The following is an 18474-nucleotide window of genomic DNA, read 5'->3' as shown; positions in this document are numbered from 1 at the left end:
AGACTGTCACTCCTTTTACATGTTCCAAGTGTGGCTTAAGCCATGATGCAGTGTCGAAATACGAGATATATTGTTGAATTTATCCCCAAACCCCCGCAGGTCGAAAACAAAAAAAGTATGAACAACGGAAAATTGTTCACAACTTTATCCACAGGCTGTTGATAATATTATGGGTCAGATCACATATTCACATCCAAAAGTAATACAATCATAGCAAAAGAAACCCCGCATTTCAACGTATCGCGTGATTTTATCCACAAATTCAATAACTTGTGTATAATTTTTAGTCACAACACAATATATTGTTTATAAACTGTTTAATTTTCGACAGAATGACCCAAAAAGCAAAAATGTTTTATACACAGGTTATCCGTCAAATGATGCCAAATTGTGTGTAAAAGTATTCTTCGTTTGTGAATAACCTTTCTGTGGATAACCGTGAAGTGAAAATGGAGCATGATTGAGATCGGAAAAAGAGTGACCTCTCACCCTCGTGTTTTTCTTGCCAATGTGGCTAGGGTAAAACCCATGAATTTAAATGTCTTGGTGGGCGACGGAGAGGGGAGTAAACTCATGCCTTTAATTGAACAAGATGAGTGGTGTATTTTCTGGGCAGATGGTAATTCTGTCATCAGTGAATGATAAGAATAATGGATCAAGAGGACTTCATTTTAAGACATATGTAATGTGAATTATCAGGATCAAGAGGTAAGCTGATGCTCTGATATGGAGGTTAAAGTGTATGAATGTATAGTATGAATTCAAAGGATAGATTATGCGTGTATAGCAAAAGAGGGTGTCTTCTAAAACCAAAAATCGGTTTTAGAGGACATTCTCTTTTTTTGGTGCAGCGACGAAGTATGGATTGATGATTTAGAGGCGGGGAAGGGACATCTTACGCTGGAATTCAGCGATATCTGCGTATTCCTCTTCCAGTTTGCGAGAGATCCGAATAAAGATGGGCAGGAGCTCTTGGTAGAGTACAGCATTCTCTTTGACAGGGGTATGCCGATGCGTTGTACCCACCATGGAAGAAACGGCATGAAGCGATTGGATCCGCCCTGTAGCGTACAAACCAAGCACGACGGCACCCAGACAGGAACTTTCGAAGCTCTCGGGTACAACCACTTCCTGATTGAAGATATCGGACATCATCTGGCGCCAGAGAGGAGAACGGGCGAACCCACCTGTGGCTTGAATGGAGGTAGGTTGCCCAATCTGTTCTTCCATGGCGAGCAGTACCGTGTATAGGTTGAAAATAACCCCTTCCAGGACAGCACGAATCATATGCTCTTTCTGGTGATGGAGTGTTAAGCCAAAAAAGGAGCCACGGGCATCCGGATTCCATAAAGGGGCACGTTCGCCCGAAAGGTACGGATGAAACAGAAGTCCTTCCGATCCCGGCCGGACACGTTCGGCAATTTTGGTCAGCACATCATAGGAATTGATGCCAAGTCGCTTCGCTGTCTCCACTTCAGACGCGGCGAATTCATCCCGTACCCAACGAAACAGCATGCCACCGTTATTCACAGGTCCACCAACGACCCAAAGATTCTCTGTGAGGGCATAACAGAAGGTTCGACCTTTGGGATCGGTAACCGGACGGTCCACGACAGTGCGAATGGCCCCGCTGGTTCCGATGGTTGCTGCGACAACACCTGGTTCAATGGCGTTCACGCCGAGATTGGATAAAACCCCGTCACTTGCGCCAATAACAAAGGGCGTAGAGGGGGAGAGAGCCATTTTTTCAGCTGATTCGTGATTCATTCCTTCTAATATATGTGTTGTAGGTACAAGCTTCGAGAGATGGTCGGGTGTAATGCCTGCAATCTCAAGGGCCTCTGCGTCCCAGTCCAGTTGTTCCAGATTGAGTAAACCTGTGCAGGAAGCGATGGAATGGTCAACCACATATTGTCCAAATAGACGGAAGAACAGATATTCTTTAATCGAAATAAATTTGGCTGTGTGCTCAAAAAGTTCAGGTTCATCGTGGCGCAGCCACATTAATTTGGTCAGCGGTGACATGGGATGGATGGGAGTACCTGTGCGCAGGTAGATGCGATGGCCCAATCCATTCTCTTGCAGCTCGGCAGACCAAGCTGCACTTCGATTATCCGCCCAAGTGATGCAACGAGTTAAGGGTTTGTTATCCTGTCCCATGGCAATGACACTATGCATAGCCGAGCTGCAGGATACAAACAGGATCTTCTCGGCAGCAACACCACTCTGATCCATGACTCCTCGCACAGAGCGTAGGGCTGCTTGCACAATCTCTTCAGGATCCTGCTCGGCAACATCGGGTGCAGGGGTGTACAAAGGGTATTCCTGCGTTGAGGTACTGACGACGGAGCCTTGCTCGGTAAATAACACGGATTTGGTACTGGTGGTACCAATATCGATCCCAATCATGTAGTTGTTCATATATTTAATCCTTCTTTCTCCAGAAAGCGATGAGATTTTAATTTCTTTCTACTATATAGAGACCATTTATACCACTGTACTCAGGAGCAAAATAAAGATCAGTCCCACCACGGATAATAGTGTTTCCATAACGGTCCACGTTTTCAAAGTTTGGGAAACGCTCATATTAAAGAATTCTTTGATCATCCAGAATCCCGCATCGTTCACATGGGACAAGATGAGTGACCCTGCACCTGTGGCGAGTACAACCAACTCAATATTAGCCCCTGGTGTGAGTGCAAGCACTGGAGCGACAATGCCGGCAGCTGTTGTCATGGCTACGGTGGCTGAACCGGTAGCTACACGAATGAGCGCAGCGACAAGCCATGCAAACAGGATCACGTTGATGTTGGCATGGGTAGCGACATCAGCAATGGCGTTACCTACACCACTATTGATCAATACCTGTTTGAAGGCACCGCCTCCGCCAATGATGAGAATGATGGTCGCCGTAGGCGCCAGACATTCACTGGTGAAGCGAGAAATATCGTGTTTGGTGAATCCACGTGCAAAGCCGAGTGAAAAGAGGGCAAATACAACTGAAATGAGCAAAGCAATGATCTCATGACCGATAAATTCACTGAAAACGGTGAAACCGCTCGTGGCATTTGGGTCAATGATGCTAGCTATGGAACCAATCAGCATCAAAATAACCGGCAGCAATATGGTAAACAGGGTAATACCAAACCCAGGCATGTTGCTGTTTGTTTTGGTTGCGAATTGTTCAGCCAGTTCTGCTGGCGGTTCGGTGTGTATTCTTTTACCAATAAATTTACCAAATAAGGGACCTGCAATAATCGCTGTAGGAATACCAACAATAAGGGAGTACAAAATGGTTTTACCCAGATCGGCACTGAAGGCTTCAATCGCAATCATTGGCGCTGGATGGGGTGGAACCAAACCGTGTACAGTGGATAGACCCGCCAAAATGGGAATACCAATCTGCAGTAAAGACATGTTGGTTTTACGCGCGACGGTGAAAATGATGGGGATCATCAGAATAACGCCGACTTCGAAGAAAACGGGAATACCAACGATAAATCCAACAATCATCATGGCCCAGTGCACACGTTTTACACCAAACCGATCAACTAATGTAGTTGCAATGCGCTCGGCACCGCCAGATTCGGCCATCATCTTACCAAGCATTGTACCGAGAGCAATAACAATTGCGATGGTTCCAAGTGTGCCGCCAAGTCCCCCGGTAATGGAAGAGATCACATCGGCAGGTTTCATGCCTGTAAGCAAACCGAGCATTAATGCGGACAACAGCAGGGTGATAAAGGGATTCCATTTATACTTGGAGATCAAAACGATCAGAAAAACGATTGCAATGAATGTCCAGACCAATAATGTTGCGTTGTGGGATAGTCCAAAAAGAGTGCTCATGATGTTGTGTGCTCCTTTATTTCTGATATAGAACGCTTACAAGTAAAATTATCGTCACCAATTAATTTTTGTGCCCAGAATGAAGAAGAGGTGTTGGCGAAAAATGTAGTTTTATCATGCCCGAAATTGAAAGAAAATCGCATTTTGTATACTTGTCGACAAGTTAAGCCGCAATCACTCACAACGGATATGATTGCAAACGCCTTGCACCTATTAGGAATCAAAGCTTTCGTGCAGGGTTTTGCCAGAATCTTGGAAATACGTGCGGACTCCAGCCTGAATGAGCATCTTGTCGCCTGATTCAAGTGCTTCAACAAGCAAACGGTGTTTCTCAATTACAGCGCTTACTTTCTGCTCGCCTTGAACAAATACTCTGCGCGTTGTGAGCAGCATAACGGTCATCACAACATATCGAATACTCTTCCATAGATGTGAAATACGGGAATGCTGAGCAGCTTCAATGATGGTCTCGTGGAAAACGAGATCCTGATAGGCGAATTCGACGGCATCCTGATGCCGTCCAGCAAGCTGCATTTTGTCGATCACGTTACGAAGCTGGGTGATTAATGATTCTGGGACATCACCAGCAAGTCGCTGCTGCACAAAACTTTCAATCAGGAAACGGACATCATACAATTCTTCGACATCCTTGATTCGTAGTCCAATGACAACGACACCCATACGTTCCAGTCGAATAAGTCCTTCATTGGACAATGTCCGTAACGCTTCACGGACAGGTGAACGACTGCTGTCAAAATCAGCCGCAATTCGATTTTCCGACAAAATCTCTCCAGGTCGAAGGGTACCGCTGATGATCCGCAGCCTTAATTCGCAGGCAATGGCTTCACCACGGGAAGCCCCTTGAAGCCAGGAAGAAGGAAATAACATATGCTAACGCTCCTATTAATAAGTAATCAGTTCATTACTGATCATAGCATAACTATTTTGCGGACTGGACATTCAGTTCAATCCATAGTCTGTAGCTACAAGCTAACGGCTAATATTTTTTCAAAGGACTACTAAAGGCAGGCAAGTAAATCAGCTTCATCCATATACTTGTATACAAGATGTGATTTTTATCCTACACCTTTCTCAAAAGCTTGTAAACCTTAATTAAAGCGGATACAACTGAATTAGAATTCGACGATATTAATAGTCTATAATCATTATCCACATGTGAATAAGTTTAAACAGGATGAAATGAAGGAGATAACAGGTATTGGAGGTTGTGGATAACTATAAATGCTGAAATAGGGTGATCTGATCAGGGCCTGGGGATAACTTTCAGGTCTCTCTTCGGGGCTTGGTGCTGGTATTGAAGTGGACGAACTGTGGTCATTACTTTGGGTGGGATGAAGAGTGTATATAAAAGAGGGAGAAGCCTTGAGCCATGCAGTTGACTTTTCCAGGTGATCATGGTTAAATATATAAAGGTGTTTTCTGTGAAGATGAAAGTGATTCATCACATAAGTATTTCCTTGTGAGGAGGTGCAATACATTGAGACCTACATTCAAACCGAACGTTAGCAAACGTAAAAAAGTTCATGGTTTCCGGAAAAGAATGAGCACGAGCAACGGCCGTAAAATTTTGGCCGCACGTCGCCTTAAAGGCCGTAAAAACCTGAGTGCTTAAGCATTGAAGACCACCGAGGTGGTCTTTTTTTCTTAATTAGCTCAAATCAGACTGGATGCTGCTACAGATCAGGTCTGAATGGTCTGCGAAAAAGTGCTGAACACACATGATGTATGTTGAGTGAGTTTTCCATTTTTCGAAAACTTACCTTATATAATGATGAATCGTTGATAGGTTTAAATGGCCAATCAACATTCATCCGGATGAATGCTGATCAGTTCAAGTAGCTGATTAACAATCATCCCAAATGAAGTTGTCGCCAAGGCGGTTTACCGTCATTCAAGAAAGCCTATACTAAATCAGTAATGAGGCCTCCGTCAATAACATTGGTGGAGAAGAGCAAGGAGAAGCGCCGTGTATAAAAGACTGCGTCTACGAAACCGGGCGGACTTTAGTCGCGTATACCGGTATGGGAAATCGTTTGCCAATCATCAATTCGTGGTGTATGGCTGTCGCCGTAAAGATACGGAACAATTTCGGGTCGGCGTATCATGCAGCAAGAAAATCGGAAACGCTGTCGTACGCAACCGGATGAGACGCATGATCAAGGAAATTGTTCGTCATCATGAGCATGAGATCGTCACGCAGATGGATCTGATTTTTATCGTCAGAAAAGGTGCACTGGACATGCCCTATAAGGAAATGGAAAAAAGCCTGCTACATGCGATGCGAAAGGGCTCTCTTTTGAAGTCGAGCAAGCGGTAAGCTTCGGTTTATTTGTCCTCCTAATTATGGTATGATTTTACGATGGAATGGAATGGTTAAGAGAGGGGTTATGAAGTGTCGCGATTGAAGACATCAAAGGGGAAGTGGATTCTCCTCATTGCAGTCATTGCAATGGTCACTGTGCTCGCCGGATGTACTCCACAAGGAGCCGGGGTTACTACGGAAGATCTGAAGAATAGTGGCTCATTCTGGCAAAGCAATGTTGTGTACTGGTTCTCACTGGCGCTGGATACATTCGCCAACTGGTTTAACGGTGAATATGGACTGGCCGTCCTCGTGATGGTGCTTATTGTACGGACATTGATTTTACCATTAACAATTAAGTCGATTCGTAGTACTCAAGCAATGCAGGCTATTCAGCCACAGTTGAAGGAGATTCAGGCTAAGTATAAAGATACGCCTGAGAAAGTTCAGCAAGAAACGATGAAGCTGTTCCAAGAAAATAAAGTGAATCCTGCTATGGGCTGTCTTCCAGTACTGCTTCAAATGCCAATTTATATTGCACTCTACAATTCAATTTACGGAAATTCCAGTCTAAGAACCCATGATTTCTTGTGGCTTCAACTTGGATCACCGGACCACTTGTTTATTTTGCCGTTGCTTGCTGCAATCACTACATTCATTCAAACATGGATGATGATGCGTATGAACCCAGCACAGCAGATCGGTCCAATGCAGTTAATGCTTTGGGTGTACCCAATCTTGATTTTCGTAATGTCGTATCAATTCCCTTCAGCATTGCCGCTTTACTGGTTTTATAGCAACGTCTATACAATCATTCAAAACTATTTCCTATACCGGAATAAAGCCAAAGTCGTGGCTGAGGTCAACGTGAAGCAGAATAGCTCTTCCAAAAATGGAGCTAAACGCAAAAACGGTGGCAAAGCGACCATCTCTGGAAAAGGGTCGAAAGGGGCCAAAAAATCGAAATGACCAAAGTCATTACGTCAGGAAAAACCGTTGAAGATGCTGTAAACCAAGGATTGACCGAGCTTGGCGTGAGTCGGGACAAGGTCGAGATACAAGTGTTAGAGCAGCCGTCAAAAGGATTCCTGGGTTTGATCGGGGTGAGGGCGGCCAAAGTTGAAGTGACATTATTGCCTGTACCGGAAGTTGTTCCACAGCCGATCAAGCCAGCTGCATACAAGCCTGAAGTAGATGCATTACTTGAGGATGTCGCAGCTAAAAATCCCTATGAAGAAGCGGCTGCTTTCTTGAAAGAGGTCGCAGCAGGTATGGGACTGGATGTTGAAGTGCATATCAAAAAACAGCGGGATGGACATATCTTCAATATTGCCGGTGAAGATCTGGGAATGATTATTGGCAGACGTGGACAGACGCTGGATGCGCTTCAGTATCTAACGAACATTGTAGCGAACCGATACTCGGAAAGCTTCGTTCGAATTGTGCTTGACGCGGAGAATTTCCGTCAACGTCGGCGGAAGACGCTGGAGGATCTGGCTGAACGGTTGGCCGGACAAGCCATCCGTACTGGCAAGGAAGTTGTACTGGAGCCAATGCCTCCGCTCGAACGAAAAGTCATTCATGCAAAACTGCAAAATCACCCGCAGATTAAGACATTAAGCAAGGGCGAGGAGCCTAATCGGCGTGTGGTTATTACGACGAAATAACACGAAATTGGATACGCAATGGCTTCCTGCCCGGTGCAGAAGCCATTGCTTTTTTCGTACAGAAGCAATTTGGTAAGGTACGTAGAACAAGTGAAGAGTGAACTTAATACGATAAGTGACATGTCATATGTTATAACATTAATAGATATGAAAATGGATATGGCGTTCCCCGAGGGACGGCAATTTAAAATAGAGCAAGGAGAGATAACCATGATCAGTGATACGATCACAGCGATATCAACGGCTGTCGGAGAGGCGGGTATCGCCGTTATCCGGGTCAGCGGCCCGGATGCAGTGTCGGAGACGGAAAAGATTTTTCGCAGCAAAACCCCTTTAACTCAGGCAGCATCTCACACGGTTCATTATGGTCATGTTGTAGATCCTACGAACGGTGAGAAGATTGAGGAAGTGCTGGTTACGGTAATGAGAGCACCGCGCTCGTTCACAACAGAGGATGTTGTAGAGATCAGTGCGCATGGTGGTGTGGTATCGGTCAAACGAGTCATGGATCTGCTGTTACAGCTCGATATTCGTCTGGCTGAACCCGGTGAGTTCACGAAGCGTGCTTTCCTCAATGGGCGAATTGACCTGTCCCAGGCCGAAGGCGTCATGGACCTCATCCGTTCCAAATCGGACCGAGCTTTCTCGGTTGCCCTGAAACAAGTAGAAGGTAAGCTATCCTCCAAACTGCGTGATCTGCGATATACCTTGGTGGAGACACTGGCTCACATTGAAGTGAATATCGATTACCCCGAACATGATGTGGAGTCGTTAACGTCTGATTTCATTAAAGAGAAGTCCAGTCAGGTCATGACTGAAATTGATAAATTGCTGACTACAGCAGAGCAAGGAAAGATACTGCGAGAAGGGATCACTACAGCTATCGTTGGACGACCTAACGTTGGTAAATCCTCATTGTTGAATACACTCGCCCAGGACAATCGTGCCATTGTAACGGACATTCCTGGTACAACTCGTGATGTGATTGAGGAGTTCATTACAATTAATAATATCCCGCTTAAGTTGCTGGATACGGCAGGAATACGGGAAACGATGGACGTTGTAGAGAAGATTGGCGTAGAGCGCTCTCGTTCTGCTGTTAATGAAGCCGATCTGATCTTGGTCGTTGTGAATGCTGCAGAGCCGCTTCATCCAGATGAGATTGAATTGTTAGAACAAATCCGCGGTAGACAATCGATAATCATTATGAATAAAATGGACTTAACGCCACAGGTAGAACGTGACGTGCTGCTTCGTTACATTCCGGAAGAACGGCTTGTGCCGATGTCGGTGAAAGATGATCTGGGTGTGGATCGCTTGGAAGAAGCAATCTCAACATTGTTCTTCAGCGGTAAACTGGAGTCGGCGGATCTCACGTATGTTAGTAATGTGCGTCATATTGCATTGCTCAAAAAGGCCAAGCAATCTCTTGTAGACGCATATGAGGCAGCAGAACAGTTCATACCTATCGATATGATACAGATTGATGTACGACTTGCTTGGGAGCACCTAGGTGAAATTGTAGGAGATACAGCGCATGATGCATTGATTGATCAGATTTTTTCCCAGTTCTGTCTAGGAAAGTAAATAAAGTCTGAAGGGAGTTTAAAGTGTACCCTTTGTAAAGGACATTTTGAAAAAAACTAGGCAACTTGTTGAAGCTGCTGTCTGTATTTTACAGGCGGCAGCTTTTTCAAATTCCATTGCCCTCGATAATGATTGTAGTACGTCATATAACTCTTAATTTCTCGTTTTACTTCTTCTAATGTTTTGCATTCTTTGATATTCGTTTCATCCTTAAAAGGCCCAAAGAATGATTCTTGGGGAGCATTATCCCAACAAATGCCTCGACGTGACATGGATTGTCTTAATCCTATTTTCTTCACTACGGATTGGAATTGTGGATTCGTATAATGAAAGCCTTGATCGGAATGGATCAACGCATCTTTGGTTAAATGGCGATGCTTCTGTAATTTACGAAGCGTGTTTAGCGCAATTCCTATACTTAACGAAGAAGAAACTTCATACGCTAAAATTTCATTCGTCTGTGCGTCTTTAATCGTCGATAAATACGCACGTTTATTGCCTTTGTACGTTAAATATGTGATATCGGTTAATAACACCTTTCCCGCCTCGCCTGGCTTAAAATTGCGCTGTAATTCGTTTGGACATGTGCGATGTTCTTTCGTTGCTTTTGCCATTCTACGGGCTGGATTAGCCTTTCGAATGGGACAGATGATCTCAAATTTCTTCATAATACAGCGAATCCGCTTCAAGTTGTACGTCATTTTGTACTGATTTTCTAACGTCATTTTGATTTGGCGTGCTCCTTTTTTCGTCCATGAAAAAGATACGCCTTTAAAATAATTCCCTTTACAATCTCATCTGTTTTGGCTTTAGCTACACGCTTCTGCATCGATTTTTCAGAGAAGTAATTGTAGTATCCAGAACGTGATACTTCCATAACATCGCATAGATAGCTGATTAACCGTTTCATTTTATATGTTCTGATCGTCCGATAAATGAGTTCAAACTTCAGCTCTGGTGCCACTTTTATTTCTTCTTCAACATCTGCCTTTCGAGTAGATCGAGTTTTTTTAGCAGTTCATTTTCCGCTCGTAACAATTGATTTTTTGCTTCTAATCGTTCAATCTTTTGTTCTAATGTTAGTTCACGTTCCGATGGGCGACCTGAATTTGTTTTACGTGTATCCTGTAAGCCTTCTAAACCTGCTCCACGATACGAAGCGCGCCAACGTTTCCCAGAAGAACGAACACGCTCCAAACCAATACATTCAACATCTAAGCCCGCTGCTTCAAAAATATCACGTGGCAGTTTCCCCTGTTCATTTTGTGCAATGAAATGGCACTTAAATTCATCTGTGTACGTAATGGCCTTTTCACTAACAGCAATTACATTTGGATTCCGTTTTAGCAGTTCTTGTTCTTTCTTTGTCAGTAATCTTTTCGTCATAACATTTCCGCTCCAACCTCTTTTTTTTCATTATAAACAAAACACCCTATAAGTTGGACTTTTTTCAAAGTGTCCATCTTATAGGGTACATAGGGTTCTCATAAATAGAAAGAAAGTGTTACATTTACTTGTATCAGACTATAAAAATAAAAAGGCGAAATTTCCAGCTTAAAGTATGGGAATTTTTCCTTTTTTTTGCGTATGAAGAGCTGAATCTATCAAACGGATTGTAATATGAAGCACGAAAACTACTGAAAAAAAATAAACATGTAAGCTTAGTCACCACAACAACCATTCAGAAAAGAAGATTCCACTATGAGTTACTCACACCTTACAATAATTAAACCAAGCTAGAAATCGTGCATTTCAAACCGCTACTGCAGACAGTGGAAGGGAATTTTTCCTCTTATGCCAGCCAGGAATTCACTATAAGAATGCCGCTAGTCGCTAGCGAAAGTTATCTCCAAAAAGGACTGATTAAGACGGGTATGGACTTAGAGACTGCTCTGCATTTGTTCAGTAACATACCACAAAATGCTCCGGTTAGAGAACTGCCTATAAATTCTTTATAAAAGAACTTTCGTACTTGATATAAAAATTTCTCCAAAAAGCATTTTTTATTCTATTGAATTAATAGTTAATTTTTATTTCGTTATAATGCAAATTACAACCACTATTAATAATAGTAAGGGGGACGGATGTCGAATTTATCCGATTTTTCATATATCAGCATACATATATCGACAAAATATAAAAAAATCGAATTTATAGTAGGTATAAAGTTATAAATATTTACAATAATCAAATATTTTCATGTTTATTTATACATATTGACAATATATATAGTAAATATTATCCTAAATATTGTTATAAAATTCTAAAATTAATTATAATTATACATAATAGTTATCTATACATCTTTTTTTGTATCTTTGTATGATTACATAATTTTAAGTAAATAGTATTTAATATTAACATAGAGGGCACTAATAAAAATCAACTTATCGGAGGCTGAATAGAAATGAATAACGATATTTTTAATCTTGATTCAAAGGTTAGCACATACTCTCAATTGGACGCTCAACCAGCAGGGATTGTCACTACTGTAAAGACTCTTTGGACAAAGCCGATTGTTTGCACTCCATTCTGTCCAACCAAAACTTGTAATGTGACACCTTTATGCCACATATAGTTGCGATTCGTCACTTAATTAAAAAGTTATTTAATTAAAATTGGTAGTGCCCTCTTCTTTACTATTAAATTGCCTTTGGAGGTTGGAATGCATACTTTAGATTTTGTTCCTTTAAATTATTATATGATTCGTACTTCTTTCTTTTCATTAAATAAATATGCTCAATATTTTGTAAATAAGCGCTATGATTCAATAAATGAAGCAACGGATGTTATGAAGGATATTGTAGGAGATTCATACTTCCGCGAAGCGCTTGCGGTTGCAAGTTTCTCTCTTTATGAATCAATACCATTATTGTGGAGTGAAGACAATAAACGAAGAGAAAGTACTTTAAGAGGATTAATAAGATACCTGATCAGAATGACTTCTCGTACCACTCCATTTGGTTTATTTTCTGGTGTGTCTATTGGGAACTGGAGTGATGAAAGTTCAATTGTCATTAATAGTGATTCTCATAATCAAAAAAAAGTAAAACCTGATATGGAGTGGATTGTATCTATTATTAAAACATTAGAGAGTGAGGATAAAATACTGCTAAAAACAGTGTTATCAATCAACTCTACAGTGATAGATTACAAATCTCGAATTAAGATTCCTAATTTGTCTATTTATAATGAGAATAAAGATGTTGAACAAAAAAATGAAAATACTTCCCGCTTGTTGCAGCATAGTACTATTCGCAGTACCGAAGCAGTGTTGTTTATAAGGGATGTACTTACGAATGAAGCAATCACATTTGAAGGATTACTTGAGAAAATGCAAGAGGCATACAATACAGTGGATATAGACACGTTATTCAATTTTATAAAAGAACTAATTAGAAATGAGTATGTTTTTACAAATCTGAGGACTCCTCTATTAATCTCATCACCCTTGGAGTATTTAATAGAATGGTTAGAGGAAAATGCACCGGAGGCAACTCTGTTATCAATACTTATGGATATTGATTGTGATATAAAAAACTATGAAAGGGAGAACTTTGGAGAAGGAGAGGAAATGGTTTGTAAAATTATAAAGAAAATGAAAGATGTACATAATTGCAAATCACCACTCCAAATAGATATGTCTATTGCTATGCTCCATAATAATTTGTCATCTAAGGTTAGAGAAGATATTTCAAAAGCTACAGAAATCATTTGGATGTTATCTAATAAGAGAAACTTTCAGTATATTAACAATTATCATGTTGAGTTTATGGATAGATACGGAATTGGAAATGAAGTATCTGTACTTGAGCTTTTAGAAGTAGACTTAGGTTTAGGAGCACCATATTCATATGAGAATCCGCCTAGCATACTTCCTGAAAGTGGTTTTGGTGAGATGAATAAAATGCATCCCTTGTTTTATCAATTGTATGAGCAATGTTTGAGGAATCAAGAAATTGAAATTAATTTAAAAGATGAAGAAATTGAAATTTTCACTAAAGATTATAAAGAAATCGAACATGAAGTCACACCCCCGAATTCAGTAGAAATGTGCTTTTCAATAAGTGCAAATAATATAGAATCGGTCAATCGAGGGGAATATGAGTTAGTTATTGGAGCTAATCAAGGTTCGTATGGTATGGGCAAAATCTTTGGTCGTTTTAGCCACTTATTACAAGATAGTTACGAACCATTAGCTGCTGAAATTCAAGACATTTATACTAGTTTCAATGATGAAGCCATATTCGCTGAAGTAACATATCTTCCTAAAATGGCACGACATGCAAATATTGTATCTAATCAGTCTATATTCAACTATGAAATACCCATAGGAACCAATGCATCATTTAGTAATGACGCTGTTATTCCAGTTTCGGATATTGTAGTAGTAGCAGATGAGAAAAGGTTATACTTAAAATCAAAAAAACACAACAAAGAAGTTATTCCTTTTACAAGTCACATGTATTCGAGTCTTGCTGGGACGCCAAACCTGTACAGATTTCTTTGCGAAATGGGCATTAATCGACTGGGTCCATATCCGCTATTTGATTTGCCAGAACTAGATAAATTCAGTTTTGTTCCAAGAATTAGATATAAAAATGTGATTTTAAATTCTGCTACTTGGAAAATTGGATTAAATAGTATTGACTTTAGACTTGTGAAAGATATAAAAGAGTTTGACCAAGCATTTCAGAATTGGAGAATTTCAAATCTTGTTCCCAGATTCGTTTATTTAACTGAGCAAGATGCTAGAATTCTCTTCGATCTTGACAATCCCCTTTTTTTGGAAGATATGTATAAAGAATTTACTAAATTAGATGACTACACTTGCATATTCATAACAGAGGCTTATGGGAATCTAGATGGTAGTTGGATTAACGATAACAATAAGAATAACTACAATGCTGAATTTGTTTTTCCAATGTATTTAAAATCAGCTCATTTAGAAGCGAAAAAATTTCATTTATCTGATAACAAACAATTAGTACACTTACCGGGTCAAGAATGGCTTTATTTAAAACTGTACTGTTCTTTAGACCAGTCTCCACAACTAATAGATGAAGTATGTTTACTAATTAATAAGTTAATCGATATTGATTATATAGAGGTTGGTTATTATGTCAATTATGTTGATCCCAGAAATCATGTGCGTTTCAGGTTAAAGGACAAAAAAAATAGGCTACTTTCAAATATACAAATGATTATGGATTGGACAAGTTATCTACAAGATGAAGGAATAATACAAAATGTAATATATGATACTTATTTGCCTGAATCACATAGATATGGTGGAGATCAACTAATTCAATATGCTGAGTCATTTTTTATGGTTGACTCTTTAACAGCAGGTAAACTTAGAAATATGGCTACTAGTTCCGTGGATCCGTTAGATTTGGCAATTATATCTTTTTGTGATTTATATGAATCAATGTTTGCTGAGACTAATAACCCTATAGAAGCATTGAGTAATATTGTGAATTATAAAAATTATATAAAAGAGTTTAGAGTGCGTAGAAAAAATCTTATACGTTTTTGGTCATATCATAAAAATAGAGATGTCATAGATATTTCTGATTCAGAAAAGGAGCTTAGTAACGTACTCAAATTAAGAAATTTAGCGATAAAGGAGTATTATACAAAGTTAAAGGAATTTAAAGTAGAAGACTATGAAGATATCGTATTTAGTATCCTTCATATGCACATTAATCGTTTATGTGGAACTGACCGCAATGAAGAGAGAAAAGTGATGACTTTGGCTAGACATCTTTTAAATAATTACGAAATCATCAAGAAAATTGAAGTATCAAAATAAAATCATACTTTTAAATTTAAACATCTTGTGATATTTACAAGATGTTTAAATTTTAGAAAAGGAAGTTTCTAAATTGATAAATATAATGGATAGAGAATTCATAAAAGAAGAAATCTTAAAACATGCATTACACTATTCAAATCCAAATAACATATCTCTTTCTAAAGAAGATGGAACGGAATTGAGTTTAGTAGAGGGTCTACCCTCACTAGCTATATTTTTTGGACAACTGTCAAAATTTGATCCTAGTGGAGAATGGGAAATAGTTGAAAGAAGATACTTAAATAAAATATATGAAATAGTTAACAATAATAGTATGGATTTATTATCATTATGGAATGGATTATGTGGTGTGGCTTTTAGTTATGTCTGTTCCCCAAATTTTAATGAATATACGGAAGATCATGAACACTTGCAAGAACTTATCTATGAACAAATCCCTATTGTTTGGGATCAAGCGATGTCAAACTTAGAATATTCTAATGTTGTAATGAGTGATTATGATGTGATTCTGGGACTGGCTGGAGTATCTATGTATCTTCTTTCTTCCCCTAGGGGTGAGAGTAATTCCTATTTTATCTCTTTAATAAATAGATATTTTGTTAAACTAATTAATAGTTCAAAATTATATAATGGTCACGAGTTACCTACTTGGCACATTACGCCTAAGAATTTATTTCATGATATTGATAGAGAGATGTATCCTGATGGTTACTTGAATTTCAGTTTATCACATGGAATTCTGGGCCCATTTCGTATATTGGTTCATAGTTTAAATAATAATATCGAAGTAGAAGGGCAAAAAGAAGCTATTGATAAAGTTAGAAAGTTATTTGAACAATTTAGTTATAGAGATGAACTAGGCATGATATGGCCTAAGATGATTGGAACTAGCGAATATATTCAAGGAGTTATAAAGAACATACCGACTAGGTTAGATTCTTGGTGCTATGGCGAACCTAGCTTTATTGAGAGTTTAATTAATTTTCACAAATTAGATAAAGACACATCTTGTGATCAACTAATTTTAGATACTGTTACCGGGTTAATTAAATCTTCCTTACAGTTGAGAAATGAAGATATTGGCTTATGTCATGGTGATGCAGGGATTTTATATCAAATGAACCTATTAAAAAATAGTATCAGTATAGAGGGATTACATGAATACTGTGAAAAATTATCAAAAAATTTAATTCAAAATTATAAAGATAACTTCACACAACTTTATTTAGATCATAGTTTATTAAACGGAAAAATTGGAGTCTTTTTGGTTTGGATTTCCATTCTGAGTGATAAAAAAGACAATATTTGGCATAAAGGATTATTACTAAGTTAGGTGAGTAGGAGGATTTTATGATTAGCAATGAAGAAACAGAAGCGGCTCCAGTAATTAAAGGAATATTTAAAAACTTCATTAAGCTTGTTTATAAGGCGAACAAATACTATTTCTGGATACTACTGCTAATTAGTATGTTGTCTGCATTTATTCCTGCAGCATTACTATATTCCACTGAGTTGTTAGTAAACTCGTTAGTAATAAGTAACCCTATTTTAAAGTATTCTTTGTATTTTTTAGTTGTATATGTGTCTATCCTTACGATTAAAGAAATGTTACAGGCGGCGTCACAGTATTATCAAGCCTTATATCAAATAGCACTATCTAATAGTATAAATATAATAATAATGGAAAAGTGTCAAAAATTGGGTCTTGCTGATTTTGAGGATTCTGATTCTTTAGATTTGCTTCGAAGAGCAAATGATGAAGGTTCTTATCGACCTTTTCAAATTTATATTCAATTGCTTTCTTTATTCCAGAGTGTCATTTCTTTACTCTCTATTGCAGCATTTTTAATGTCTTGGAAATGGTGGGTTGCTTTGCTGCTAATAGTGCTACCTTTAGGATCAATTATCGCATTAATGAAAGTTACTAAGCAAGAATATGAAATAATTATAAATCGAACAACAGTGACAAGGAAATCATGGTACTTAAATTATCTCTTAACGAATGATAGAGTAGTTAAAGAAGTTAAATTATTTAACATTGGTTCTTACTTAATTGATAATTTTCGCAATATATATAAAGAGTTTTATAAAAAAGATAAATTCATAAACAAAAGAAAATTATCGGTTAATTTATCAATATTAATGTTTAATATGACAATTATCGGACTAACTATGTATGTGGCACTAACAGATACTTTGGCTGGAGTCATACTGGCGGGAAGTTTTTTTAGTTATTTACAGGGAATAGTTAATACAACAAACACCTCTCAAATGATTATTAGTGAGTATACAGTGCTTATGCAAGATACGATGTACTTATCACAATTGTTTCAGTTTTTGAATAAGGAACCTATTGAAAAACAAGAAATTGATGCCAATATTAAACAAATCAGTCTTGGAGAATTGGAATCTATTAAGTTTGATAATGTCTCATTTAAGTATCCAGGGCAAAGTAAGTATGTATTAAACAAGCTCAACTTAGAACTTAAAAAGGGAGAGATTGTTGCTTTAGTTGGAAAAAACGGATCAGGAAAATCAACGATTGTTAAACTGATAACACGGTTATATTTGAACTTTGAGGGAAGTATATTAATTAATGGAATCGATATTAATCGGTATGATATTGATTCTCTACGCAAAAAAGTGGGGGTTGTTTTTCAGGATTTTGTACATTATGAACTGACTATGCGTGAAAATATTGGTTTCGGTAACTTGGAACAGATTAATAACAATGAATTACTTCGAAGTAGTATAAAAAAGGCAGACTTAGAACCATTGGTGGATAAGTTGCCTATTGGAGTAGAAACTCAACTTGGAAAATGGTTCCCTGAAGGACATCAGCTTTCTGGCGGTCAGTGGCAAAAAATCGCTTTAGCTAGAGCATATATGAAAGACGCAGATTTTTACGTTATGGATGAACCTTCCTCCGCATTAGATGCTGAATCTGAAGAAGAAGTATTTAATCATTTTAGAAGTATTATGGACGATAAGATTGGACTTTACATTACACATCGGTTTTCCTCAATTAAACATGCTTCTTACATCTACTATGTAGAGGAAGGAAAAATATTGGAGGAAGGTAAACACTCTGAATTAATGGACTTAGAAGGTAAGTATATGGGCTTATATAACTTACAACTATCTGCTTACAACAAATAATTAGTTCAAAATCAGTGCTAATTGATTTAAGATAGAATAATGCTATGATGGAGGAGATAATTCAATTAAAT

The 18474-nt window shown here is 38.6% G+C and carries 12 protein-coding genes and 1 pseudogene; 9 read left to right on the top strand and 4 right to left on the bottom strand.

The window, feature by feature from the left end:
• The first annotated feature begins 456 nt into the window (after positions 1 to 456).
• Positions 457 to 642: a hypothetical protein gene (locus MHB43_RS32530; RefSeq protein ID WP_405131075.1), complete on the top strand. Its 186-nt coding sequence runs from the start codon at positions 457 to 459 to the stop codon at positions 640 to 642.
• A 231-nt stretch (positions 643 to 873) separates the two neighbouring features.
• Here MHB43_RS32530 and gntK read toward each other — a convergent pair whose 3' ends face one another.
• The 3 genes from gntK to MHB43_RS32515 form a co-directional block, all read right to left on the bottom strand.
• On the bottom strand, positions 874 to 2421 hold the full coding sequence (gene gntK / locus MHB43_RS32525) for a gluconokinase (protein WP_237178418.1): 1548 nt from the start codon (positions 2419 to 2421) through the stop codon (positions 874 to 876).
• Between the two features lie 66 nt (positions 2422 to 2487).
• On the bottom strand, positions 2488 to 3849 hold the full coding sequence (locus MHB43_RS32520) for a gluconate:H+ symporter (protein WP_405131074.1): 1362 nt from the start codon (positions 3847 to 3849) through the stop codon (positions 2488 to 2490).
• A gap of 213 nt (positions 3850 to 4062) precedes the next feature.
• Positions 4063 to 4737: a GntR family transcriptional regulator gene (locus MHB43_RS32515; protein ID WP_017691412.1), complete on the bottom strand. Its 675-nt coding sequence runs from the start codon at positions 4735 to 4737 to the stop codon at positions 4063 to 4065.
• Between the two features lie 610 nt (positions 4738 to 5347).
• Between MHB43_RS32515 and rpmH the strand changes: the two genes are divergently transcribed.
• The 5 genes from rpmH (at position 5348) to mnmE (ending at position 9426) form a co-directional block, all read left to right on the top strand.
• Positions 5348 to 5482 carry a 50S ribosomal protein L34 gene (rpmH, locus tag MHB43_RS32510; RefSeq protein WP_017691413.1) on the top strand — a complete coding sequence of 45 codons (135 nt, stop codon included), beginning with the start codon at positions 5348 to 5350 and terminating at the stop codon, positions 5480 to 5482.
• Between the two features lie 354 nt (positions 5483 to 5836).
• Complete coding sequence (gene rnpA / locus MHB43_RS32505; protein ID WP_036611981.1) at positions 5837 to 6187, top strand: ribonuclease P protein component; 351 nt, start codon at positions 5837 to 5839, stop codon at positions 6185 to 6187.
• Between the two features lie 75 nt (positions 6188 to 6262).
• Entirely contained in the window at positions 6263 to 7141 is an 879-nt protein-coding gene (locus MHB43_RS32500; protein ID WP_339180940.1) for a YidC/Oxa1 family membrane protein insertase, read from the top strand.
• Positions 7138 to 7839 (top strand): RNA-binding cell elongation regulator Jag/EloR, encoded by a 702-nt coding sequence (gene jag, locus MHB43_RS32495; protein ID WP_339180937.1) that lies wholly within the window; start codon positions 7138 to 7140, stop codon positions 7837 to 7839. Before MHB43_RS32500 ends, jag begins: the two co-directional genes overlap by 4 nt.
• A gap of 210 nt (positions 7840 to 8049) precedes the next feature.
• Positions 8050 to 9426, top strand: coding sequence for a tRNA uridine-5-carboxymethylaminomethyl(34) synthesis GTPase MnmE (gene mnmE, locus MHB43_RS32490; RefSeq protein ID WP_339180935.1), 1377 nt, complete (start codon positions 8050 to 8052; stop codon positions 9424 to 9426).
• A 56-nt stretch (positions 9427 to 9482) separates the two neighbouring features.
• Here mnmE and MHB43_RS32485 read toward each other — a convergent pair.
• A pseudogene (locus tag MHB43_RS32485) lies at positions 9483 to 10812 on the bottom strand (IS3 family transposase).
• Positions 10813 to 12091: 1279 nt separating this feature from the next.
• Between MHB43_RS32485 and MHB43_RS32480 the strand changes: the two are divergent.
• From MHB43_RS32480 to MHB43_RS32470, 3 genes are all read left to right on the top strand, one after another.
• Complete coding sequence (locus MHB43_RS32480) at positions 12092 to 15241, top strand: lantibiotic dehydratase (protein ID WP_405131073.1); 3150 nt, start codon at positions 12092 to 12094, stop codon at positions 15239 to 15241.
• Positions 15242 to 15314: 73 nt separating this feature from the next.
• Positions 15315 to 16577: a lanthionine synthetase C family protein gene (locus tag MHB43_RS32475; protein WP_405131072.1), complete on the top strand. Its 1263-nt coding sequence runs from the start codon at positions 15315 to 15317 to the stop codon at positions 16575 to 16577.
• A gap of 17 nt (positions 16578 to 16594) precedes the next feature.
• Positions 16595 to 18403: an ABC transporter ATP-binding protein gene (locus MHB43_RS32470; RefSeq protein ID WP_339180928.1), complete on the top strand. Its 1809-nt coding sequence runs from the start codon at positions 16595 to 16597 to the stop codon at positions 18401 to 18403.
• Positions 18404 to 18474 lie beyond the last annotated feature (71 nt).

Source organism: Paenibacillus sp. FSL H8-0317 (assembly GCF_045040685.1).
Lineage (GTDB): Bacteria > Bacillota > Bacilli > Paenibacillales > Paenibacillaceae > Paenibacillus.
This window is presented reverse-complemented; position numbering and strand designations above follow the sequence as displayed.